Genomic DNA, 20,951 nt, shown 5'->3' with positions numbered 1-20,951 from the left:
GGATTTAGTTTGATTGATTATTTTAAAAAAGATGAAATCAATTGGACTATTGTCTCTATAATGCTATTAATAATGTTAATTATCTTAATTGTTGAGTTTAGTTATAAAAGAAACAAGGAAGAAAGTGATGAGATTAGCCAAAAAACTTTATATGATGATGAGATAGCAGAAAGTCAATTATATAGAGTTATTAATGGACTTCATCAAATAAATATCGAATTAGTAATAATAATTGACGAATTAGATAAGATTGAAGAAGAAACCGAGATTAATAGTTTTATTTCTGAATTAAAGCCTTTGCTTTTGAATGGAAAAACTAATTTTGTATTAATTTTCGGTCAGAAAATGCTTTATAAATATTTAATGGCTGATATTGAGGAAGATAATCTAGTTAAAAGTATTTTTACCAGAAATATACATATATCGTTACCTAGTTCGGAGATATTTGAAGATTATTTTTATTCTTTAATTAAAGATAGTCAGTATGATACTGACCTTATCGAGCAGTATATCCAAGCCAATATTCTATCTTCAAATAGAGTACTTAGAAAATTTATCGGAATTGTAAGAAATGATATTTTCTTTGATACAAATGGGAATGCTGTTTTAAACATTGGATCTGACATCAATTTATTAAAAACAAATGCTCAAATTTCAAAAATCATTAGACAAATTGAAAAAGAAAAAATCAGTAGTGAAAAATCAGTATTTTCTGAAGTGGAGCAAGATTTTTTAGTTTATTTCCTATATATCACCATAAATAAAATAAAAAGAATGAGACATATAGATTTCAATATTGAAGATATATTAATAGAAAATGATATATCTAAAAATACTTTTATGAATTTATTTTATGAGAGTATAAAAAAACACACGGAAACATTAATTGAACAATTGGTGCAAAATAAGATACTTGTAAATTTATATTCATCAGAGATTTCGGATGAAAGCTACACAGAAGAGTTACCAAGATATAAGTGGTCTGACAACGTAACAATAGAAAATAAATATAATTTATCTTCTCCATTTATATTCTTTTTAAATGAATATATTCTTTTTGAAAAATGGATTAGAGATTTCTCAAAATCTAAATACATATTAGGTAGTGAATCAAAAAATAGACCAAGTGCTATATTTTTAATTATGCGAGATTTACATCAAAAAGAAGTAATATCTTCTAAATTATTTTCAGACTTTAAAAGGTTTAATGATTTAAGAAACCAAATTGCACATGGAATGAATGTTACAGATGATCTAAATAACGAAGTTAGAGATGTTACCAATCAATTTATTAGCTTTCAAACCTTCATTTTTGAAAAGATGATGATTTCACTACTATACAAAATAAATTCAAAAAATAGTCAATATGATCGTATGAAAGACTTTAAAGGATATCCAGCAATAAGCGATATTCTATTTGAGTTTAGACTAGTTAATTCAAATCAATCAAAAAAATTACTCGATACATATTCTAGAATTTTACATGAAAATGAAGAAATAAAAGAAATGAGGGTTTTAATTTTTTCTCCTACGTTTTTATCTAAATCAGAATCAGAAAAAATTAATAAATATAATAATCCTAAATTAAAAATTAAAGTAATTTCCTCGTTAGCTAATACGGATTATGAAGAATTTCTTACTGTATAATAATGATTTCGATCAAATATTTGTTTGCTGCAGTAAATAAGTTAAGAAATGTGCGGTTGGAACATACATACTTCTGTAATCTTTTTCTACAAACTGAAATCTAGAATTTGTACAGTCCAATAAGAGCACTCTTAACGTTATAAGCTGTTATAAAAGGACTTCGGTTTTGTACCAAGTCCTTTTTTGTAGTGTCTATTTTTTTTCGTTCGCTATTCTAATAATTATTTTAAGCATCGACCAGAGTTAGGTAGATTAAACTTTGTATCATAATCCATCATCACCTCTAACATTTACTTGAGAGCCTCTTTAGCATGTTTGACAGCTTTTAACAGCGCCTTACCATCAGTACAAACATTCTCTACATTCGGAAATCGAACAAGATATAGTAAGCAAAAGAATCAATTGTAAGTTTAAATTTCAAATAAAATTCATTAATACGTTGAAACAGAATATTTTACAATTTGAATACATAATTACTCCACGTTTTGGAAATACATCAAAAAAGCGTTGGTATCATTGTTTTCGTCAAAATCCGACGTTAGTAACAGCTTTGACACATCAAAATAGCGATTGAATTAACAGAATAATCTGCTATATTCTAACTATCAACAGGAAGACATTGTAATACTAGTGATTCTCGAAGGAAAGGAGCATGTATATGTACCGATTCGGAGAGTGGTTAAGACGTGAACGCCTAGAACATGGTTGGAGTCAGATCGAGTTAGCAGAGAAGACGTATGGAGAGATTTCGCAGGCAGCCATCAGCGCCTACGAGCGGAACCGTTCACTTCCTTCCATCCTTGATGTCCAGATTCTCGCGACAGCCTGTGAACAGACACTGGGATCCATCCCTTGGGATGAGTTCGACTTGAGAATGGAGAAGAAACGGAATTGGTCGCACCTGAAGCAGGAACGTTTCGATTTAGCAGAGCTCCCGTTAGCGGATTCAGTCCGTACGTTCGATGGCAAGACATATCAGCTACATGGTCGTATTGCCATCGAACAAGAGAGTAAGGAGACACAAGAAATCTCGCAGATCTATTACCGGATTCGAACCGTCGTCGGGGAGAATCAGGTCATTGCTAAACGGAAGCACCCGAATGATGAGTTGATTCACGTCTCACGTCGCAGACTGGTTCATCAGTGAACCATCTACGAATACGTATCTACTTATGAAATAACACGAATCAATGACAAGAGGAATTGATGACCGTAGCAGCATATCGCTAAGGACAGTCACTCCAATCACATACCGGCGTGTCCCTCATGCGTGACCGGATGAGCGGGATATACGCAGAAATGGTTCGGCGAGAGTCGCCTAAAACTCGCCCACAGGTCACGTATTCGTTGAGGGTCAGCGAAAAACCCTAAACAGACGTCCGATATCGGATGTCAGAGTTCGTGGGAGAACGTGCTATAAACCCACCGCCTTGCTTGACTTCGACTGTCCTTAAGGATGTGCTGTTGCGCATCGACCTCAAGGAAGGAGTGTACGCCATGCCGACACGTGAACAGAAGCAGAATAAGACTTTTGCCGAGAAGTTGCTCCGGATCCAAGGGAAAGACTATGAGGAGTGGCTCGACGCCCAGCATCAACTCGTTATCCAGGAGAATCAGGAACTGATTTTAGAGGCACTCGACTCGAAACTGAACTTCACATCGTCCGTTACCGCATCACGGGATTGAGAGGAGGAAGCAAAATGGGTATTAACGAGACAGGGATTAGCTTGATCCAGTTCTTTCAAGGATTTAGCATGACTGCAACAGCATTCGCTTTCACGGTTGCTGGTTTTTACTTCACACTAGGAGGCGAACGAGGTCGTCAGAAGACAGTGAGTTGGCTCATCGGAGGTGCTGGTGGTTTGATTATCGTCATGGGGGCCTTCGCACTCGCCGAGATGGTCAACGACAACATCAAATTTTGATCTTGCTATATACATCACTTAGAACGTCATTCCGAACCGGATGGCTTTTTTTATTGTCTTTATTGAAATGTCTTGCTTCAAAGGAGGAAAATGTATGCTCTTTGTCCGTTTCACCGATGTACCAAAAGAAGCTTTACCGAACTATGAGCGTCTCCCATATGAGGAGGCGCTTTTACTATCAACACAAGTCCATCAAGAAGCCCAGCAAGCGAACGAACGGTTTGCGAGCGAGTTCCGAATCTTTGATGATGCCGATCAGCTCGTCTACAAAGGAACGTTCCAGTTTGGTGATCCGACCTATCCGAATCTTTATTTGCAGCTAAAAGAAAGAATCCCACGCATCCGGATCCGAAAAGAGGATGCGACGAAAAAGATCCTATTACTCGAGAATCTGGAACGTTTGACGTCGGAACCCTATAAGACGATGACGACGTCAGCGATTCAGCAACATCCGGACGCAACACACGTCTCCCGTTTACGTCGCGGACAGCGCCGTCTCGTCTATGGCGTCAGTGGTGTCAGTCTGTTGCTCCTCGGTACACTATCCGTTGTCCAACTTGTACAGCCGGATCCACCCAGTGGTGTCCAAGCGGCAACGTCAGATTGGCAGCCGCTTTATGAAGCAGCGTTGACCGGAGAGACGAAGCCGCTCATACAGCGTCTGGAAAGAAAAAAGTCATTGAGTAACGACCAACAACAGTTTCTCATCACGCAGTATGTTGAAAAGCAAGACTACGATCAGGCGGTTGCTGTGACGAACGATCCGATCGATGTCGAGACGATCATCATGCAGTCGAAGCCATTCGCAACAGACCGTCAAGAGACACTGCAAGCGTTCCAAGCGGTCCACCCGACGGATGAAGGGGCCTTCGATCTCGCCATCTTAAAGAAAGACTATAAACGTGCGGTCTCCATCCCGGGTGTCGAGATGACGACCGCGCGCAAGGAGGCGAAGACACGTGCCTACATCGCGTTGAAAGATGTGACGAAGGCACAAGAAAGCGTCAAGCTGGTCCAAAACGAAGAATTGAAACAGCAAGTGGTAACACTTGTCCAACTGGATGAAGAGATTCAAGCACTCGAAGATCAAAAACGACAGTTATCCGAGAAGACGGACAAAAAAGAGCTCGAGAAGCTGAATGAGTTGCTCGAAGCGAAGCAAAGACAAGCCTTCTCTCTTCTTTAATGAAAGTGTGGTGACTGAAATAATGAATAATTTCTCGATACGTTCACTGGTTACATCTACTTGGTTGTGGAGATACCTCTCTTTTTTGATTGTCCTACCGGTCCTATTGTTCTTATCGCTCAATGTCACGTTCCACTTCCTACAACAGACGATCCAAAATCTCTTCCAGAACGGTAAGTTGGGGGCCGCTTCCCCACTTCAGTTCGAGATGAGTTGGGTGACCAAGCTCGCTTGGTCACCCGTCATCGCGCTATCCGTGTTCGGTGTTTGCTTTGTCCTCGGTGGTGTTCTTTTATTGAAGTATTGGCTCAACTTCCGTGATCTTAAAGCATCTCAAAAAGGGAGCGCTCGTTTCACGACGTTCCAAGAGATGAAACAGCAGTATCGGGACGTTCCGGACCGTAAAGAGACGTACACCGGATCCGGTGGCGTCCCGGTCGGTCGTTATCGTGATCGCCTCTACATCGATGACAGTGCCGTCAACAACCTTGTCATCGGGACAACCCGGTCCGGGAAAGGTGAGACATTCGTTTTCTCGACAATCGATCTCTACAGCCGTGCCGAACGCCAAGCGAGTCTAATCATCAATGATCCGAAAGGAGAGCTATTCGCTTCCTCCAAAGAAACGCTCGAGGCACGCGGATATCAGGTCGAAGTGCTGAATCTGATGAATCCGTCGCAATCGATGTCCTATAACCTGTTGCAACTGACAATCGACGCGTATTTGGACGAGAACTACTCTCTCGCCCAACAGTATGCCCGTTCGGTTGCCTATATGCTCTATCATGACCCGAAGGCGAAGGATCCGTTCTGGGGTAACTCCTCAACGGATCTCTGCACCGCCTTGATTCTTGGATTATGCGAACAAGCCAAACATGAACCGGAGAAGATCACGATGTATAACGTCGCCTTGATGTTATCCGATCTCGGCTCACGCACGGTCACTGATGGAATGGGACAGGAACAATCGGCACTCGACGCCTTCTTCGCGTCGTTCCCGGAGAATCATCCGGCACGTATGCAGTATACGACGCTTCATTTCTCCGGGGGGCAGACGCGCGCGAGTATCCTCGCCAATACGAATGCCAAGCTCGGGATCTTTACTCTTGATGCGACAGCACGTTTGACGGCACAGAACTCCCTTGACATGAAACTAATCGGCTTCAACCGCTGGATCCGAGGACGTGCGCTTCCCTTGTCACGGTTGACGTTCTACTTTCCAAGTGGGAAGCAGCTCGCCTTGACGACGGACGACGATGGGAGTTTCGTACTCCATCACGAAGAGATCCTCGAAGTCGATGCCAATATCATCGTAGAGAGTGAGAGACAACGTTACACCGTAACACTCACGGGTTGGACGGACGAGGCAGACGGGATCTTCGACTGGACGACGGATGCCCCGATTGACATCCGGGAGGTTCGCCAGCACCCGCGCCCCGTTGCCGTCTTCCTGATCGTCCCGGACTACGATCCGACGTTGAACGTCATCGCTTCACTGTACGTCAAACAAGTCTATACCTCGCTAGCCCGTGTCGCCTCACAAGCGACGAGCGGACGTTGTGAACGCCAGGTCATCTTCTTGCTCGACGAGTTTGGGAATATGCCAGCGATTGAAGGGATGGCGAATATCATTACCGTCTGTCTCGGTCGGAACCTCCGCTTCAACCTCGTCATCCAGTCCTACGCACAACTCGAGAACCTCTACGGAGAGGATTGGAAGACAATCGACGGCAACTGCGGGAACACGCATTACCTATTGACAGCGGATGAGTCGACGGCAGAATTGATCTCGAAGAAACTCGGGGAGCAGACGATCGTCACGAAGTCTCGCTCCGGACAGACCTTCTCGCTTTCGAAGTCGAAGACGGAGAGTGTCGATGGTCGGCGCTTGTTGACATCAACCGAGGTGATGGGGTTGAAAGAAGGCGAAATGTTGATTATCCGCGTCATCAAGCGGCAAGACAAACAACAGAAACGGATCCAGTCCTACCCGCTCTTCCTGACCGGACGGACGGCGATGAAATACCGCTATGAATACTTGGCGGATGACTTTAATACGGACCGTTCCATCAACGATCTCGTCATTCCCTGTGCACATGCCCATCTCGACCTGAATACGCTTCGTGTCCCCTTCCATCTCGGCGCCTCAGTTGCATCGAAAACGGTTGAGACGGATGAGGAGACACTTGACGCAAAAGAATGGCGCGTCTGTGATGTTCTGCAACCAAAAATCCTACGCTCCATCTTCGAGACGACGGAACACGATACCCTATCTATCGCGGCGTTCGAACAAGGAATCACAGACAAAACGATTCCCGTAACCGACAACCAGCGTCACTTTTTGAAGACGATCATCAGCAAACGACTCGAGAAACTTCGTCATGGCGTCTAAGGAGGGCATCATATGACAGAACTGACACGCACCGAACGCGTCCAGCGCGAACTCCGGGTCATCGCGACCATCATCAAGGAGAACAAGAAGCGCCTCCGTCGTGGTGAAGTATTGAATATCCAAACCCAAGATGGCTTTTTAGTCGTATTTGAGGAAGAAGACCCAGACTCAGGCGACCGAAAAACTGTTACGCTTATAGACACATTCGATTTCCGGGTCCATGTCAGCAATGATGACCTGACAGGTCCGGAACAGGTGTCATCATAGGAAAAGGGGTGGAGGCATGCAAACGAAACGAGTACTCTCCGGATTATTGATTTCCTCTGCGTTACTTTTAGTCGGTTGTAGTGAAACTGAAGACTCTAGTCATGCGAATCAAGTAAAGTTATCCAAGGTAGAAAATCTAATGGATGGAAAACAGGAAGGATTCCTACTGATTTTAAAAGAGGAAGACGGAGATATTGACTCATATCAAAATAAACTCGATTCCATAGCAAAAAAAAATGAAGTACCTATTCACATCTATAATACTTTTCAGCCTGATGCTAAAAAAATAGTAAATCGTGCGAACTTTGAGTATACCTCGACTCTAAAGGGCGAGAGTTTGTACTATATGTCTAAAGGTAAGATTAAAGATACGCTAAACGTCAATCGCCTGACCGATGAAACCTTTACTGATACAGTTAATGAGTTTGTAGCTAATAATAAATAGGATGAAACGGAGGTCTGGATAGATATGTCTGATGCTCAGGTTATCCAGAAACTTACCGAATTCGAACGACTTTTTAACTTAAGTAATTTAGTCAACGATGCTTTGCGAACTGTGGGATGGATTTTTGTCAGAGGGCTTTCTTTGTTGATCGATTCACTCGAAAGTCTTACAGATGATATTTTGATGATCAAAACATTCTTTAGTAATCCTCAAGTGGTTGAATTCGTTCAGACGATTCAACCTTTTTTGTATGTACTATTAGCCGCTAGCTTTGTTTTTACAGGCTATCTCATCATTTTTCAAAAGAAATTCGATCGAGAAGGGCTTCTTATCAATATTTTCATTTCACTGATGATTTTAGGACTACTCTCACCTACGATGAAACAACTAAATGACTTCACCGATCAAGCAGTCAATCAAGTCAAGAGTGGTAGTATATATGGCTCTGAAAAGGAAACTATATCTGAAACAATACTCAAAGAAAATTTAAACGATTTAGTAGCATACGATAAAAACGACTTTGACAACTATACAGAAAATGACGTAAAAAATAATGTTCCGACCAAATTGATCAAAGGATTACAGATTAATGAGGTGTTCGATAGCAATAAACTAGACGTATCCACTACTGGATCAAAACTTTCAAAATCATTTATCCTTTGGGACGGTAGTGAAGAAGTAATAGGCAAACTCGATCAAAGCGGACTTGATTGGAATAACCAATACTACTATCGTTATCATCCGAACTGGCTGACAATCCTCGTCACGCTAGGGGTGATGGGTTTCACCCTCTTCTCGATTGCCTACAAGCTGGCTCGACTCTCGTTCGAGTTGGCTTTTAATTATGTCTTGGCGATTTTGATAGCACCTGCTGATCTACACAGCGGACAAAAGACGAAGAAGGTCATCCAAAGCATCTTGAACACCTTTCTCGTCATCATTCTGATCTTCGTTTCGATCAAACTCTATACGATTGGAACGGCATACCTGGCCGATACACTGGACGGACTCGCCTATTTGATTGCATTGATTGCCTTCTCTGCAGCTTTGATTGATGGACCAAACATGGTCGAACGTCTCTTCGGGATTGATGCCGGTCTGAAGCGCGGTTGGGGTGTCGCACTCGGTGCGTATGCTGTCGGAAAAGGAACCGCGAAAGTGGGCGCTCGTGTCGCCGGTCAGACGATGAAGATGTCATCACGCCCTGACACTCCTTCTGTCTCGGAAGCAGCAAGTACGAAATTGCCACCGAACCCGCCACCGAATGGCGGAACACCCGCGAGTCGTCCAGATCGTTCGCCTGAGAGTGTTCCGACTCCATCACAAGCACAAGAACGGACATTTCGCCCAGTGGGGCAAGAAAACCAGCGAGTCGAGTCGACTGACGAGGCAATGTACGATACGGAGCTTAAGAGCGGGACTGCAGCAGCATCACCAGAATCCGTTACACATCGTCCAGACTCTGTCGCACAAACAAAACCTGTGCCATCGACTTCGCAATCGACAATACCTGCTACGCAACCGAAGATGTCCAATATGTCGTCGAATGAACAACAGGTTACTTTACCTAATGAGTTAGAAGCGCCTGAAACGCCTACGACATCTCATCAGGTCACACAGTCTCCACAGACTTCCGAAGTAAATCGCAACCCTGTTACTTCTTCAGCGGATTCGACACCATTCGACAAAACGAATACTAGTGCGTCCGCTCATTCTGTGGAAACAACAGAGAATGTGTCACCGAACGTCACATCATCTAACTCTTCCAGTGGATCACCATCCATCAGTGAATCATCGCAGGAGACATTATCCGGAACACAGCGACAACGAAAGTCGATCTATCAGACACTGGAAACCACAACGCAGAAAGAACTCAAACATGTTGAACAAGCCCAGACGCGCGTGACACAGGAATCATCCCGGATGTACTCGACGGACGTTCCGCGTCTAGACCCGAAAAAGGAGTGAGACCATGCAACAGCGCCAATACCGGATTCCGAATGAAGTCACGACCGAACTGAAAATCAACAAGATGCTCTACCTCTATGATTTACTATTTCTCGTAGCTTTGATCATCGTCCGGTTGATCGCCCTGCCGTTCATTCCGGACGTCTTGCATCTCCCATTCACGTGCTTCCTCGTAGGCTTCGGACTCTTTCTAGTCATCCGACCGACGACGAATCCGGAAAAGCGGATGGTCCACGTGCTCTATTACGCACTGATCAAGAAAAAAGACACCTATATAGCGTTGGCCGACCGGAATGAATCTTCGAAAGGAGCGTGATCAGATGAGTTTATCGGAAGATACACGATTAAAAACAAGTCCTACGAACGATATCACCTGGCTAGATGAGGTTCAGTTGACGACACCACCAACACGCAAGGAGAAGCGAGTCCGAATCCCACCGTCTGTCGCCTCCATTTTGCCGATTATCGACTCAACAGCGCTCGATGTTTTCGAGATGCAGGACGGGACGTTTTGCGACATCATTCAACTGACTTCAAAGGATATTTACGGACTGTCTGAGACGGAGAAAGACCATGACATCTTCTCCCTTGCCTATCTCTTGCAGGCGTATGTCCATCCATTGAAGGTCATTCCGCTCAATACACCGCTTAATCTAGAAAAACAGAAACAACGGATCGAACGACAGCTGCGACAGAATCAGATTGCGGCCTATCGTCCCTTCCTTCAAAAGAAGAAACAGGAACTGATCTACCTCGAGGAGCATCGCACCAATCGCGATTATCTCCTCTTTTTTTATGCTCCGGACGAGGCGATGCTTCTGGAACGGAAGCATCAATTGACGAAACTACTCCGGCGCAGTAATCCGATGGTTGAACTGACACTCGAACAGAAGATGCATGTGTTGTTCCAACTGCACAACCCGAATACGAAACCGACCCAGGACGGAAAGGAGTGATGGCGTCATGTGGCGTACACGTTTTCTACGGAAGCAGGACCCAGAGACGATCAAACAACAGGATGGCTACAATCCGACATTCGTCCAAGCCATCCAACCGCAAGGCGGACTCCGCTTCGAGCCGAACTATGTCCGGACCGGTGACGGTTATCTCGCCTGCCTCCACGTCTATAAGTATCAATCGACGGTCTATGACTTCTGGCTCGAACCAATCCTCAACCTCCCCGGTGTCCTAACGACGCTCGATATCGGGACGGCGGACAAGCGAGAGATGATCCGGACAATCAACAAGTCGATGGCCGAGCAGAATACGCGCTTCGAGAATGCGAAAGATAATGTCGACCGGATTGATGCGCGCGAGACGTATAAGGAACTGAACGAACTCTACGAACAGATCACGCAGGGCGAAACGATGAAGTATCTGCACCTCCGACTCTACGTCAAAGCGAAGACACTCGACGCACTCGAACGACAAGTCCAGGACGTGATGGAGGAACTTGAGGCGCGGAACTTCCGCGCAACCGTCTTCCTGAACGAACAGGAATGGGAATGGCAGAGCCTGTTCCTCAGCTATGAGCAGCAACAAAAATTACCGAACCGTCGTCGCGGGAAAGAGATTCCATCACTGTCGATCGCGGGTGGTTATCCGTTCCACTTCACATCGCTACAGGATCCGACCGGTACCTATTACGGGACGACCGACACGAACGGGAGCGTCATCTTTGATCTATTCCATAAGGATAAACAACGGAAGTTCTATAATGCCTTGATGATCGGCAAGATGGGATCGGGCAAGTCGACATTACTCAAGAAAACGGTCCTCGATCAAGCCATCAAAGGCAATCATGTTCGCATCTTGGACGTGACGGGGGAATTCTCCGATCTCGTGCGGCAACTTGGTGGGAAGGAGATCGCACTCGACGGTTCCGCCGGGCGGATCAATCCGCTCCATGTCTATAAGACGGTCACGCATGCAGACGGCTCTGCGGACGAAGCCCTCTCGTTCATGCAACACCTGTCGAAGATTGCTGTCTTCTATCATTACATCAATCCGGCAGCCTCACAGGAAGAAACGAACGAGTTCGAGATTCTGCTCCGTCAGCTCTACCTTGAAAAAGGGCTCTGGAACGAGGACGGTGACGCACCGATCACGACACATCCAGCGAACACCTATCCCGTCTTCTCCGATTTTTTGACGCTTGTTCGTTCCGAGTTATATGCCGATGTAGCACGGACATCGATCCGCGAGACCATCAGCACGAATCGTATCAGACGGCTAGAGAACATCGAACTCGCTATCACGAATCTTGTCCATAACTACGGCAACGTCTTTGATGGGCATTCTTCGATTGAGCGGTTCGATGAGGAAGCGATCGTCTCGTTCCCCTTACGCAACCTGACGAACCTGAAGGACGAGATCTTCCAGGCACAGGTCTTCAACCTGATGAACATGCTCTGGGACGGGATGATCCTCAACGGTGCCGGACAACTGCGCAGCTACAACCAAGGTGAGCTACTGATTGAAGATGCTTTCAAGTATCTGATCGTCATCGATGAGGCCCACCACCTGATCAACACGCGTGACATCGCACAACCGGCGATCCTTTATCTACAACAGTTCATGCGCGAAGCGCGGAAATACTTCGGCGGCATCTTCTTCGCCTCGCACTTGATCACAGACTTCGTCCCGACCGGTTCGAAGTCGGAGAACGCGGAGAACGTCAAGACGTTGTTCCAACTGACGCAGTATAAGTTCATCGGCGAGCAGGATGCTGAGAGTATCCCGACGATCCAGACCGTCTTCGATGGTCAGTTGACTGAGAGTGAGACGCGATTGATTCCGTCGCTCGAGATCGGACGCATTGTCCTTAGCGTTTCCGGTGTGAAGACACTGATCTTCGATGTCGATGTCTCACCCGAGGAGCTGACCTTGTTCGGAGGTGGTGCCTGATGTGGAGCACGGTCCGGCAATCGGCACGCGTCGCCGTCAGGATGAAGTGGCGACTCTTGACCTTGAAATATCGTTTGATTGCGTTTGGTATCGCGCTACTATTGTTGCTTCTGATCATCATCGTCGTAAGCATTCTCGATACGTTGACTGGGGTCGAGAACGATCAGGCGACCGAGACACCGATTGCTTATTCGGACGCGAGTCTGCAAGTCAGTGATGACGTCCTGCAATATCGCAAGGCGATCGCACGCGAATTAAAGAAGCAACAACTCGAGGGACAGACGAACGTCGTACTCGCCCTGATGATGCAGGAGAGCGGCGGACGCGGGAACGATCCGATGCAAGCGAGTGAATCGAAGTGCGGACGGATCGGCTGCATCACCTCTCCCGATGAGAGCATTCGCTACGGCGTGAAACACTTTGCGTCGGTCTTCCAACAAGCGAACCAAGACGTCAAGTTGACGCTACAGAGTTACAACTTCGGGGGTGGCTTCATTGATTACGTCCAAGAAAACGGTGGACGCTATACGAAACAACTCGCAATCTCCTTTTCACAGATGATGTACCAACGTGTCAAGAAAAGTGGCATCTATCAGTGCCATCGTCCGAGCGCGATCGAGCATCAAGCCTGTTACGGTGACATCGAATATGTCGATGCCCTCCTTCGTTATCTGACGCCGACGGTACTGGCGGAAGGCAAGACGGGACCGATCAAAGGGAAACTCCATGCCCCCCTCGACATCCCGCTTCAGATGACGTCGGGGTTCGGAACACGGATCGTTTTCGGAAAGACGGACGTTCATACAGGCATCGATTTTAGTTGTCACGATACGGATACCGTCCACGCCGTCCGCTCCGGTACCGTCACCTATAGCGGCTTACGCGGACCTTACGGACAACTCATTCAGATCAAACAAGGGGAATGGATCACCGCTTACGCCCACCTTTCCGCACGCCAAGTTAAGACGGGTCAGAAGATCGAAGCCGGACAAGCAATCGGGATATGCGGTTCGACTGGACGTTCGACCGGGAATCATCTGCACATCGAATTCAAGACGAGTGATTGGTCCGGACACATTGATCCGGCACCACTCTTTTCTCTATAAGGAGGGATGCAACATGGCATTGACGAGTCGTCATCTTTTAGGACTCGTGCTGTTCTGTCTGTTACTGTCTGTCAGTGCCAACGTCTATCAATACCGTTCGTCGGCATCAGAGAGACCGCACATGACAACAGAGAAAAACAGAAAAGATTCGCAACCAAAGACGACCACAATAGACTCTCCTGTTCCCACTGACGTACAGGAGCAAGAGCACGATTCGACCATCTCTAAGAGCGCGGAACGCTTCATCACGTTTGCTTTCACATGGGAAGACGGGACCTACCCCACGCGTAAACGACAAGCCGCCCAGTATATGTCGGAGTCCATCAAACGGACGTTATTCGCGAGTAGCGGAAGTGATGGCAAGTTCACAGCCTCCGTCTCGGACATCGAAGTCTTTCTGAACCATGACGATCCGGAGCATTGCCTCGTCCGCTTCGAACGGACGTTGACGATTGATGCAAACGGCTATGAAGAGACGTCGGATGAGCTGGTTGAACTGACTTTTACACATCATGACGGACATTACATCGTCGATCAGATGAAGAGTCTTCACACGTCAGGAGGTGTCTAAATGCATCCAGGAAAGCGAAAGACGTTGACCCGTGACTGGTCACGGTTGTATCTCGGAACAGGCCTATTCTTCTTGATCGGCTTTCTGTTTTTTGGTTTCTCCTCCCTCTTCTTTGTTGAAGAACAACCGATCAACGCGACGCCGATCGGTGAAGAAAAACGGCTGACGAATGGACAGACCGTCACACTTCTCGACTGGTCCCATGATGAAGAGCGGAAACAGATGCGTGTCCGCCTCCAGTTCGACCAACCCCAAGACTACGCGACGAAACTTGTCGCGCGCATCGCTTACAAGGAACGACCGACGGATGAGCAGCGCGTCCGAGTCGTCTATCACCAGGACGAACACTACGTCTTCGAAATCGAAGATGTACCGCGCGACTTTGATCAGCTAGCACTCCGCTTGTATGTCATTGAACCACAACAGTCACTCGAGAAGCTGAGTGCTACGAAGCGAGAAGATGCGCTCGTCGAATCACTCTATATGGATCAGCGACGTGTCTTAAGGACATCACTTTCTATTCAACAAGCAGACGACTATGCACAACTTTTTCTCACTGGCGAGCACGTGCAAAGTCAAAAACGGATCAAGAAAATGAAGCGCGAACAGATGGAACAAGCTTCTCTCATCCAACAAATCGAACAGGACATCGAGTCGAAACAAGCCACGTTACCTGACCTGACACTCGACGAACAAGTCGAACGTGAGGATGAAATCTTCAATCTGAAGCAGAACAAAGAAGAAGCACTTCTACGACAAACTGAACTGAAAAAGCAACTCATCCAAGAAGAGCAACGACAAGATCAACTGCGTATTAAAGCACGTGAACTGAAATGGTAAGGTGGCACACACCGTGCCAAACTGCTGTTTTTAACGGCACAGGGTGTGACCTTTTCAAGATTTTGATGATATCAGGGAAACACTAGGCTCCGCCTAGGCTAGCACGCTCCGTGATAGCAGTTTCCCCTTATGCTCTTTTTCACGATTTTGAACCGTTTGTGATTTTTAAGCTTTTAAAAACCCAATGCACATTTAGCAATTCTATCAACATTCATCAACGCTTAACTCGAGTCAGTTACGTCACTTCTTTCAATCCTTTTCATTACATGTTGCTGCATCTTCGAGCAAATATGTTTCAGAAGTTCGACGATCAAGGAGACGCTCACGGCTTCTCCAAGGGCGTAACTCTGTTCAATCATTGACTGCATGTTGATCCCTCCGTTCCTTGTCTGAGTGGTATCACCTTTCTCACTTCTAATGACAGGAGGAACGAAGCAATTGTTCGGAAATCTTTTCATTTTTTTAGAACGCCGAGACTTACTTTCCTAAAGGAAGGAGGAAGACAGATGGATCTCTTGATTCGCGACATCGACCCCGTATTCGTCAAACAACTCGACGAACAGGCGGAGAAACAGATGTGTTCCCGACAAGAATTATTGAAAGGATTACTGACTACCTGGTGCGCGGACGGCGTCCAGTCGACACAAATCACGCGTCTCGAACAACAGCTCGAAGCGAACACCTTACACCTAAAGCGGAGTGCAACAGAACTTGAACAACTGACCAAACTCTTCCGTGAGGTGATGCAGGATGACTAAGGTTCCCGGTGTCATCATCAAGTCGAAGTTCAAACTCCCTCAAGCAACCAGACGTGCGCGTCGCTATACGACGTATCTCAATTACATCGATCGACCGGAGACGAAAGCACGGTCGCATCAATTCGAAAATTACCATGACTACATGGAGGATGAACTGAAGTCGAGCGGTCTGTTCACAGCGACGCAAGACCGATTGAGTGCGACTGAACGAGAGCAATTGCGTGAAGTCTTCCGACGAGCACAGGAAAACGGCAGCATCCTCTGGCAAGATGTCATCTCATTCGATGAAGCGTGGTTACAGGAAGTCGGTGTCAAAGAAAATCGTTACATCGATGAACAACGTTTGATGCAAGCAACTCGCAATGCCACCGCTTTGATGATCGAAAAGGAACAGATGCTGCACGCGACATGGACTGCTGCGATTCATTACAACACGGATAACATCCACGTCCATGTCGCGACAGTCGAGACGATACATCCACGCGAACGCGGTAAACGGAAACCAAAAACAATCGAGAAGATGAAGGCGCAAGTCGTCCATACGCTTGCCGACCGGACACGTGAACAAGAGAAACTGAATACCTTCATCCGGGAAGAAGTCCTAGCCCACAAACGAAATCGTTCGACGACGTCCGCTTCGAATCGAATCCTGCATCCGGAACTCGTTCGGCAGTACAAAACGATTCAGAAACAATTACCGGACGACAAGCGGCAGTGGTATTACAACATGAACGACATGCACGAACTGCGTCCTTCACTCAATCAATTTACTGACACGTATCTTGCGACCTACTTCGAAAAAGAGCACAGCGAGTTTAAACAACAACTCGATACCGAGGTCGCATTCTACGAGCGGAGTTATGGATCGGCATCCCAAGCATCGGCTTATCGAAAGACGAATGAACAGGATCTCTACACGCGGATGGGAAACGCCATCCTGTGCGAAATGCGTGAGTCGTCCAAGCCACCTCAGAAGGTTGCGAAGACAGTTGCATCCTCACCCAAACAAAGAATCCGATCAGCGTTTCGACGTGAACGGATCATGCAAGAGACGCTTTATCGGATCGGACGACACATGAATGATGAGTGGGACCACATCAAGAACCAGCGTGCTTTTGAACAACTCGAACAGGAAGTCCAACACGAAAGGTAAGGTGAAATGGGATGGAAGAGACGAAGCAAGTCCGGATCCGGATGAGTGCCATGACCGCTGAATTTTTAGAGGAGTATCGCGAGCGGGAACGACTGTCCGGGATTGGTCCGGCAATCGATCACATCATCCGTGACTATCAAGAGATGATCAAGAAGCAATGGGATTTGAACTATATCAGTCGTTCCGTATCAAAACAGATCGAACAAGAGTTGACCACGTTCTGGGAAGAACAAATCACAAAGAGTCTCTCTCCGTTACGAAAGAGCGTCCAACAGACAGACCTTCAAACACAGGTATTGATTGAACTGGTGCAAGCCCTAATGCAGACGGAAAGCATCGAGGATATCATCCCGACGACAGAATACCGTCCTTCGTTCCTTGAGACAGCGGAGACGGCCGTCAAATCACGGATCGACCAACGAAAGCAGCATAAGCATTCGGATGAGGAAAGGATGATCCACAAATGAGACGACTAGAAGCTTTCACACTTGCAATGTTTCTCGAACTACATCCGACGTATGTGACGGTAATGATTCATCAAGCGCGATACGACATTTCAGTAACGCATGGCGAACATGCGTTACTTCAGCTCTTGCAAGAAGAACCTTTGTTGTTGCTACCGGTATCACGTGATCGTCGTCATCTACTACTGGATCGACTCGCTGCCGATCCGATTGTTCTGCAGGAACTAGAAGATTTCGAAGGCGCTGCTGATTCGCCCGTTTCATTGGAAGGAGCGTGAGACACATGGCGTATAAGAAGAAAACACGTGAGGATTATCAGAAAGAAGTACAAGCATTGACCGACAAGATGGAGACACAGCTTGCTTCTCATTTTGTCAGTCAGGAGAGTATTAAAGAACATCTCGATTTCATGAGCCGGTTCCACCGCTACTCGACGCGAAACATGCTATTGATCGAGGAACAGTTCCAAGGCGCCCATGCCGTCGGTTCCTATGCGTACTGGGAGAAGCAAGGCGTCCAGGTCCAAAAAGGAGAGAAAGGAATCAATATTTTTGTTCCCTCCCCCGTTACGTTCATTAAGCGAGATACGGATTGGGTAGCGTGGAAGGACGCAACGAAGACGGAGCAAAAGCGCGCAAAGGAAGGTGCTCTTCCGACGCGGAAAGCGATGTACTATAAGATTGGTCACGTCTTCGAGTACACGCAAACCGATGCTCGTGAGAAGGGGCTCGAAGTCTCTGAACTGTTTGCTTCGTATCATCGAAATGGATCAATCTGTGAAGCAGAGTCATTTCGTCGTGCGTTGAACGGGATCGCTGAGACACAAGACGTGACATTACTTGATCATCCAATTCATGAGCTAGGGACCGCGAAAGGGTGCTTCTATCCAGAGCTGAACGCGATTGCCCTGAATCCACGGAACTCGGATATTGAAAACGTCACTGTCCTAATCCATGAACTTGCCCATGCCAATCTTCACAATATGGACCGGAACGAACAGCGTGGAATTGAGTTGAATTCACATGAAAAGGAGTTCCAAGCGGAGATGGTCGCCTATACTGTTGCGGCACATTTCGGATTCCCGACGGATGAATTTTCATTATCGTACCTCGACAGCTGGACGCAAGGCAGAGACTTGCGCGACAAAGAAGATTTGTTGCACGAAGTTCATCAGACCTCCGGTCACTTCATCCGCGAAATCCACGCCTCGCTCGAGCAGGAGCATATCTTGGAGCGAGAAGCATCACCCATTAAAATGATTGAGCACATCGAACAGACTGCGCAAATCACAGAACAAGGATTACCATTAGCCGAACGGCTAGAGCAGATCATGCAACATTCCCCGGAGGACGTCGGTGTCTACCTGACGAGTATTGCTAAGAAAGATACACAACAAGACCTATCATCGTTCAACGAACCGATGATGCTCGTTCATGAAGCAACAGACTTCTTTGAACCGTTCGCGAAAGCCAACGACCATGATTTCGACGAGCATGAGACAGTCGCCTATACGCTGGTCATCCCAGGCGAAGAACCGATTAGTCAACACTTCCGTATCCTTGATGACGCTTCAGGACCACTCCATCACATCCTAAACACAGAAATCGTCAGTAAGGAAACGGAGCAAGCACTCGAAAAGGCGTGGTACGCCGAGATGATTTCCACCGAAGATCGTGATTTAGAAAAGGTACGGCAAATCGTGACGCGTCACTTCAATGTACCGGAACAGGATTTTCGTAGTCGTTAAAAATATCACTTATTCTCTTTTAAAATCAGGACTGCAAATCAGGGATTACATCTCATTTCACAAATAAAAACAAAAAAGAGAACCGAATTTGATACTTTTTTTAGGGGTGAAGAAGCTGGTAAGCGATAAAGACTTTAAGAAATTTGTAGCGGATAATGAATTAATCATTGAAATCTTTTAGTCTGTGCTTAAGGAGTTTATTGCTAAGTACCCACATCTTGATCCACGTAAAAATGAAAATATAATCAAGGCTTATCTCCAGAAAGAAGTACGCCTGTATTTAAAATACAAATTGACAAATAAAAAGCTCGACAAACTTTTTGGAGCTGTGAAAGAAGCCTATAAAAGTCGCTTAAACATTAATTTTAAAACACAAAAAACGAACCGATCTAGTTTAGGTCTTTTTTTGTGTTTTATAAATTGCTTTTACGGGCACAGGTATAATTTCAAGGTAAAAATTTAAATTTCTATCCTCTAAGGAGATTGATTCATCTTTTATGACTATATCGAAGTTTATTTCTTTCTTTTTTAAATCATGATAATAATTTTCTTTTACCACTTCTTCATCATAGTATTTGATTGTTAGCCTCCCCAGAGGTTTAATAACGTCGGACAAAATTAAATGTTCAATATTAGGATAAACAAAAGAAGGAATTTTCCCGACCTTATTTAACTTTTTATAGTAATGTAAAATTGCATAATGCTTACAAAGAATCATGTAGTCATTTGGAATTTTATAAACAATTTCATCTGTAGAATTAATGAAGTTAACATACCTAATTTGTTTTGAATTTTCGAATGTGAAATTAGCCTTTGTAAAAGCACCTGTTTGTAAATTTTCGTTATTAAATAATTTCAAGTAATGTTTAACAGCATTATCAATAATTTCAATCGAGAAAATCTTTTCATTTTTTAATACATTTAAATCATAAGAAGGATAAAAAGAAGTGCCTTGTGGTGTAGAAGTATCCCTTTTCAGTGAAACACTATAGTCTTTAAAATCTTCTTTATTCATAAATTCGAAAGAAATTTCTAAATTAATACATGAACCTTTACCTATATTAAGAATACCCATGTGATTAAAAGGATTATCTTGAATTAATTTCTTCGATCTTAAAGTACGTACTGTTTTTTCAGCGCTCTCTTCGATAACAATGTACTCTGTTTCTTTGTCCTCTTCCTCATATTTATCTTTTATAGATTTATAGAAGGCGCTAAACAGTCCAGAAGGAGAGTATTCAAACTCATTTTCATACATTGGAGGACTTACTCCAAACTTTGTAAGAGTAGAACTTATGATCAGATGGGAAGACTGTTCTCTTGATTCTTTTTTTGTTGCTAATTCTATTGATTTCAAAGCTGTGTCAGCAGAACGAGAGGAATTCACTACTGTTCCTATACCAACCGTAGCTGCAAAAGCAGTAAGAGCAAGTTGATAAACTTTTAAATTTTGATTGGTAAACTTCTTAAAAGGATAACCATACCAAAGAATAAAGATAACAATGGCCAAACAAATAGGTATAACAAAATAAAGAACACTAGCTTTTCTTATTTTATTCACGCGCTTCTCTCCTC

At 45.2% G+C, this 20,951-nt stretch carries 21 protein-coding genes; 20 read left to right on the top strand and 1 reads right to left on the bottom strand.

What is annotated here, in order from left to right:
- From D3D03_RS16110 to D3D03_RS16015, 20 genes are all read left to right on the top strand, one after another.
- A partial coding sequence (locus D3D03_RS16110) for a P-loop NTPase fold protein (protein ID WP_147367740.1) occupies nucleotides 1-1,647 on the top strand: 1,647 nt, incomplete at its 5' end.
- 658 nt (nucleotides 1,648-2,305) lie between these two features.
- A complete protein-coding gene (locus D3D03_RS16105) occupies nucleotides 2,306-2,794 on the top strand; it encodes a helix-turn-helix domain-containing protein (protein ID WP_158583713.1) in 489 nt (162 codons plus the stop codon).
- 350 nt (nucleotides 2,795-3,144) lie between these two features.
- Complete coding sequence (locus tag D3D03_RS16100) at nucleotides 3,145-3,333, top strand: hypothetical protein (RefSeq protein WP_119924117.1); 189 nt, start codon at nucleotides 3,145-3,147, stop codon at nucleotides 3,331-3,333.
- Between the two features lie 14 nt (nucleotides 3,334-3,347).
- The gene (locus tag D3D03_RS16095; RefSeq protein ID WP_119924116.1) at nucleotides 3,348-3,572 is read left to right on the top strand and encodes a hypothetical protein; all 225 of its coding nucleotides are present in this window, start codon (nucleotides 3,348-3,350) and stop codon (nucleotides 3,570-3,572) included.
- 94 nt (nucleotides 3,573-3,666) lie between these two features.
- Nucleotides 3,667-4,758, top strand: coding sequence for a hypothetical protein (locus D3D03_RS16090; protein WP_119924115.1), 1,092 nt, complete (start codon nucleotides 3,667-3,669; stop codon nucleotides 4,756-4,758).
- Nucleotides 4,759-4,843: 85 nt separating this feature from the next.
- Nucleotides 4,844-7,150 carry a VirD4-like conjugal transfer protein, CD1115 family gene (locus D3D03_RS16085; protein ID WP_158583712.1) on the top strand — a complete coding sequence of 769 codons (2,307 nt, stop codon included), beginning with the start codon at nucleotides 4,844-4,846 and terminating at the stop codon, nucleotides 7,148-7,150.
- A gap of 12 nt (nucleotides 7,151-7,162) precedes the next feature.
- Nucleotides 7,163-7,417, top strand: a complete 255-nt coding sequence (locus D3D03_RS16080) for a hypothetical protein (protein ID WP_088838321.1) — start codon at nucleotides 7,163-7,165, stop codon at nucleotides 7,415-7,417.
- Between the two features lie 16 nt (nucleotides 7,418-7,433).
- Entirely contained in the window at nucleotides 7,434-7,862 is a 429-nt protein-coding gene (locus tag D3D03_RS16075) for a hypothetical protein (RefSeq protein ID WP_119924113.1), read from the top strand.
- A 24-nt stretch (nucleotides 7,863-7,886) separates the two neighbouring features.
- Nucleotides 7,887-9,830, top strand: coding sequence for a pLS20_p028 family conjugation system transmembrane protein (locus D3D03_RS16070; protein ID WP_119924112.1), 1,944 nt, complete (start codon nucleotides 7,887-7,889; stop codon nucleotides 9,828-9,830).
- Nucleotides 9,831-9,834: 4 nt separating this feature from the next.
- Nucleotides 9,835-10,146 carry a DUF5592 family protein gene (locus D3D03_RS16065; protein WP_026831506.1) on the top strand — a complete coding sequence of 104 codons (312 nt, stop codon included), beginning with the start codon at nucleotides 9,835-9,837 and terminating at the stop codon, nucleotides 10,144-10,146.
- 4 nt (nucleotides 10,147-10,150) lie between these two features.
- A complete protein-coding gene (locus D3D03_RS16060) occupies nucleotides 10,151-10,786 on the top strand; it encodes a hypothetical protein (RefSeq protein WP_119924111.1) in 636 nt (211 codons plus the stop codon).
- Nucleotides 10,787-10,793: 7 nt separating this feature from the next.
- Nucleotides 10,794-12,737 (top strand): VirB4 family type IV secretion system protein, encoded by a 1,944-nt coding sequence (locus D3D03_RS16055; protein WP_119924110.1) that lies wholly within the window; start codon nucleotides 10,794-10,796, stop codon nucleotides 12,735-12,737.
- Nucleotides 12,737-13,843, top strand: a complete 1,107-nt coding sequence (locus D3D03_RS16050; RefSeq protein WP_119924109.1) for a lysozyme family protein — start codon at nucleotides 12,737-12,739, stop codon at nucleotides 13,841-13,843. The genes D3D03_RS16055 and D3D03_RS16050 overlap by 1 nt, the downstream gene beginning before the upstream one ends.
- Nucleotides 13,844-13,856: 13 nt before the next feature.
- A complete protein-coding gene (locus D3D03_RS16045; RefSeq protein WP_119924108.1) occupies nucleotides 13,857-14,414 on the top strand; it encodes a hypothetical protein in 558 nt (185 codons plus the stop codon).
- Nucleotides 14,415-15,254, top strand: coding sequence for a hypothetical protein (locus D3D03_RS16040; RefSeq protein ID WP_119924107.1), 840 nt, complete (start codon nucleotides 14,415-14,417; stop codon nucleotides 15,252-15,254).
- Nucleotides 15,255-15,760: 506 nt separating this feature from the next.
- Nucleotides 15,761-16,012, top strand: coding sequence for a hypothetical protein (locus tag D3D03_RS16035; RefSeq protein ID WP_119924106.1), 252 nt, complete (start codon nucleotides 15,761-15,763; stop codon nucleotides 16,010-16,012).
- Nucleotides 16,005-17,165: a MobP2 family relaxase gene (mobP2, locus tag D3D03_RS16030; RefSeq protein WP_119924105.1), complete on the top strand. Its 1,161-nt coding sequence runs from the start codon at nucleotides 16,005-16,007 to the stop codon at nucleotides 17,163-17,165. Before D3D03_RS16035 ends, mobP2 begins: the two co-directional genes overlap by 8 nt.
- A gap of 11 nt (nucleotides 17,166-17,176) precedes the next feature.
- Nucleotides 17,177-17,632: a hypothetical protein gene (locus tag D3D03_RS16025; RefSeq protein ID WP_026831512.1), complete on the top strand. Its 456-nt coding sequence runs from the start codon at nucleotides 17,177-17,179 to the stop codon at nucleotides 17,630-17,632.
- Nucleotides 17,629-17,907 carry a hypothetical protein gene (locus D3D03_RS16020; protein ID WP_026831513.1) on the top strand — a complete coding sequence of 93 codons (279 nt, stop codon included), beginning with the start codon at nucleotides 17,629-17,631 and terminating at the stop codon, nucleotides 17,905-17,907. The genes D3D03_RS16025 and D3D03_RS16020 overlap by 4 nt, the downstream gene beginning before the upstream one ends.
- A 5-nt stretch (nucleotides 17,908-17,912) precedes the next feature.
- Complete coding sequence (locus D3D03_RS16015; RefSeq protein WP_119924104.1) at nucleotides 17,913-19,376, top strand: ArdC-like ssDNA-binding domain-containing protein; 1,464 nt, start codon at nucleotides 17,913-17,915, stop codon at nucleotides 19,374-19,376.
- A 394-nt stretch (nucleotides 19,377-19,770) separates the two neighbouring features.
- Here the strand turns inward: D3D03_RS16015 and D3D03_RS16010 are convergent, their stop codons facing one another.
- Nucleotides 19,771-20,937 carry a hypothetical protein gene (locus D3D03_RS16010; RefSeq protein WP_119924103.1) on the bottom strand — a complete coding sequence of 389 codons (1,167 nt, stop codon included), beginning with the start codon at nucleotides 20,935-20,937 and terminating at the stop codon, nucleotides 19,771-19,773.
- Nucleotides 20,938-20,951 lie beyond the last annotated feature (14 nt).

It is taken from the genome of Exiguobacterium sp. RIT452 (genome assembly GCF_003598705.1).
Classification (GTDB): Bacteria; Bacillota; Bacilli; order Exiguobacteriales; family Exiguobacteriaceae; genus Exiguobacterium_A; species Exiguobacterium_A undae.
The sequence above is the reverse complement of the archived record's forward strand: the minus strand, read 5'-3'. Positions and strand labels throughout refer to the sequence as shown.

Coding starts and splice junctions, on each gene's coding strand:
- D3D03_RS16105 (WP_158583713.1), top strand. CDS start 2,306: ATGTACCGATTCGGAGAGTGGTTAAGACGTGAACGCCTAGAACATGGT.
- D3D03_RS16100 (WP_119924117.1), top strand. CDS start 3,145: ATGCCGACACGTGAACAGAAGCAGAATAAGACTTTTGCCGAGAAGTTG.
- D3D03_RS16095 (WP_119924116.1), top strand. CDS start 3,348: ATGGGTATTAACGAGACAGGGATTAGCTTGATCCAGTTCTTTCAAGGA.
- D3D03_RS16090 (WP_119924115.1), top strand. CDS start 3,667: ATGCTCTTTGTCCGTTTCACCGATGTACCAAAAGAAGCTTTACCGAAC.
- D3D03_RS16080 (WP_088838321.1), top strand. CDS start 7,163: ATGACAGAACTGACACGCACCGAACGCGTCCAGCGCGAACTCCGGGTC.
- D3D03_RS16075 (WP_119924113.1), top strand. CDS start 7,434: ATGCAAACGAAACGAGTACTCTCCGGATTATTGATTTCCTCTGCGTTA.
- D3D03_RS16070 (WP_119924112.1), top strand. CDS start 7,887: ATGTCTGATGCTCAGGTTATCCAGAAACTTACCGAATTCGAACGACTT.
- D3D03_RS16065 (WP_026831506.1), top strand. CDS start 9,835: ATGCAACAGCGCCAATACCGGATTCCGAATGAAGTCACGACCGAACTG.
- D3D03_RS16060 (WP_119924111.1), top strand. CDS start 10,151: ATGAGTTTATCGGAAGATACACGATTAAAAACAAGTCCTACGAACGAT.
- D3D03_RS16055 (WP_119924110.1), top strand. CDS start 10,794: ATGTGGCGTACACGTTTTCTACGGAAGCAGGACCCAGAGACGATCAAA.
- D3D03_RS16050 (WP_119924109.1), top strand. CDS start 12,737: ATGTGGAGCACGGTCCGGCAATCGGCACGCGTCGCCGTCAGGATGAAG.
- D3D03_RS16045 (WP_119924108.1), top strand. CDS start 13,857: ATGGCATTGACGAGTCGTCATCTTTTAGGACTCGTGCTGTTCTGTCTG.
- D3D03_RS16040 (WP_119924107.1), top strand. CDS start 14,415: ATGCATCCAGGAAAGCGAAAGACGTTGACCCGTGACTGGTCACGGTTG.
- D3D03_RS16035 (WP_119924106.1), top strand. CDS start 15,761: ATGGATCTCTTGATTCGCGACATCGACCCCGTATTCGTCAAACAACTC.
- mobP2 (WP_119924105.1), top strand. CDS start 16,005: ATGACTAAGGTTCCCGGTGTCATCATCAAGTCGAAGTTCAAACTCCCT.
- D3D03_RS16025 (WP_026831512.1), top strand. CDS start 17,177: ATGGAAGAGACGAAGCAAGTCCGGATCCGGATGAGTGCCATGACCGCT.
- D3D03_RS16020 (WP_026831513.1), top strand. CDS start 17,629: ATGAGACGACTAGAAGCTTTCACACTTGCAATGTTTCTCGAACTACAT.
- D3D03_RS16015 (WP_119924104.1), top strand. CDS start 17,913: ATGGCGTATAAGAAGAAAACACGTGAGGATTATCAGAAAGAAGTACAA.